At 37.0% G+C, this 2,131-nt stretch carries 2 protein-coding genes and 1 pseudogene; 2 read left to right on the top strand and 1 reads right to left on the bottom strand.

The genetic code is table 11. The features are described from left to right. Positions 1-45: 45 nt before the first annotated feature. Entirely contained in the window at positions 46-507 is a 462-nt protein-coding gene (locus tag WBN21_RS00895; RefSeq protein WP_424197429.1) for a TRAP transporter small permease, read from the top strand. Positions 508-509: 2 nt separating this feature from the next. Further along, the gene (locus WBN21_RS00890; protein WP_424197428.1) at positions 510-1,805 is read left to right on the top strand and encodes a TRAP transporter large permease; all 1,296 of its coding nucleotides are present in this window, start codon (positions 510-512) and stop codon (positions 1,803-1,805) included. A gap of 36 nt (positions 1,806-1,841) precedes the next feature. On the opposite strand, the pseudogene WBN21_RS00885 reads toward WBN21_RS00890, so the two are convergent. Beyond that, positions 1,842-2,131 (bottom strand): annotated as a pseudogene (locus WBN21_RS00885) (saccharopine dehydrogenase); the annotation flags it as partial.

Genomic DNA, 2,131 nt, shown 5'->3' with positions numbered 1-2,131 from the left:
CAGAAATGTCGCGACTTATAAAAAGAATTCAAAACACAAACTAGTATGACACTTAGAAAAAACATAGATAAAATATTAAGTACGATGCTTATCGTCATTATGAGTGTTATGGTTGTAAATGTCCTTTGGCAAGTATTTACTAGGTTTATTATAGGAACCCCAAGTTCATTCACCGACGAATTGGCTCGATATTTAATGATTTGGTTAGGGATTCTTGGGGCTGCATACGTATCCGGTAAAAACATGCATGTTGCTATTGATGTGTTACCGTTGCGGTCGAGCGAGAAAACGCAAAAAAAGCTAAAATATATTGTTTATGCCTTAATTATCGTATTTGCATTTTTCGCCATGGTAATTGGGGGTTTACGGTTGGTTTATATCACCTATATCTTAGACCAATATTCACCCGCTTTACAAGTGCCTTTGGCAGCCGTTTATTTTGCCATTCCATTAAGCGGCGCGTTAATTATTTACTATAAAATTTCAGACATTTTAAGCATCAAATAACTATGGAATATATCCCAATAATTGTTTTAGTTTTAAGTTTTATAGGGTTGTTAGCTATTGGTATGCCAGTTGCTTGGAGTATCGCTATTTCTTCGGTTTTAACCATGATGGTTAGTATTCCCATGTTGCCTGCTTTTACCACAGTATCACAGCGCATGGGCACAGGATTAGATAGTTTTGCCTTGTTGGCCATTCCGTTTTTTATCCTCTCGGGTCAATTAAGGAATAAAGGCGGCATAGCCCATCGTTTAATTGCTTTTGCAAAAACGTTGGTAGGGTCGTTACCAGGAGGTTTGGCATTAATAAATGTGATTGGTGCCATGCTCATGGGAGCCATTGCAGGATCGGCTATGGCATCAGCGTCGGCCATGGGAAGTATTTTAGGACCAGAAATGGAAAAAGAAGGCTATTCAAAAGAATTTGGAGCAGCCGTTAATATCACATCATCCACTACCGGATTAATTATTCCACCAAGTAATATTTTAATAGTGTATTCTTTGGCAAGTGGCGGTGTTTCCATTGCAGCTTTGTTTTTAGCAGGCTATATTCCGGGTATTTTAACAGGTTTGTTTTTAATGATAGTGGCATCGTTTTGGGCGAAGAAGAAAAAATATAAATTAGGAAAGAAAAGTTCACTAAAAGAAGTTTTTAAAACCTTTGTTGATGCTGTACCAAGCTTATTTTTATTGATTATTGTTATTGGCGGCATCATAACAGGCATTTTTACCGCGACTGAAGCTTCGGCCATAGCCGTTTTGTATACCTTGGTTTTAGGCTTTATTTATAAAGAAATTACATTTAAATCCTTACCAGAAATTCTTTTGGATTCATCGGTTACCACGGCTATTGTCATGTTATTAATTGGCGCATCCATGAGTATGTCATGGGTGATGTCTTACGAAAATATACCACAAAATATCAGTTCAGCCTTATTAGGTATCAGCAACAATATTGTTGTCATCTTATTGATTATCAATTTACTATTACTGTTTGTAGGTATTTTTATGGATATGACGCCAGCAGTTCTCATTTTCACACCCATTTTTTTACCTGTAGTGACTGCGTTAGGCATGGATCCTATTCAATTCGGAATTATTATGGTTCTCAATCTTTGTATTGGCTTATGTACACCACCCGTTGGCTCCGTACTTTTTGTTGGAGTAGGCGTGGCAGGTACGACCATTCAAAAAGTTGTAAAACCATTATTACCTTTGTTTTTAGCCATGGTAGTAGCGCTATTTTTAGTAACCTATATTCAAGAATTAACTCTTTGGTTACCAAGATTGTTTGACTTGTAATATTTTATTTTTTAGGAAATTTTGAAGCATAAATAATTAGTCAACCTTCCCATAAACAGGCGTAATAAAAGCCCCATTTAAAAAGGTTTTGGCATCTAGTTGACTTTGGAGTAAAACCCCTTTCGGCTTTGTTTCCAGTAATAATTGAATAGCTTGAACCAAAGGCGCAGCCGTTGTTGTTTGTATAGCGCGTAGCGTATGCTTACCAACCTGTTGTGGTGTCATGTGTTTAGCAATTTCTTGTCGGCGTAAAATACCTTTAGAGTCTTTGCCTTCCACAGCAGCATAAAGTACAATTTGGTCGTCTTCAATATGCGGAATGCTAT

This window comes from Algibacter sp. (assembly GCF_049667265.1).
Classification (GTDB): domain Bacteria; phylum Bacteroidota; class Bacteroidia; order Flavobacteriales; family Flavobacteriaceae; genus Algibacter_B.
This window is presented reverse-complemented; position numbering and strand designations above follow the sequence as displayed.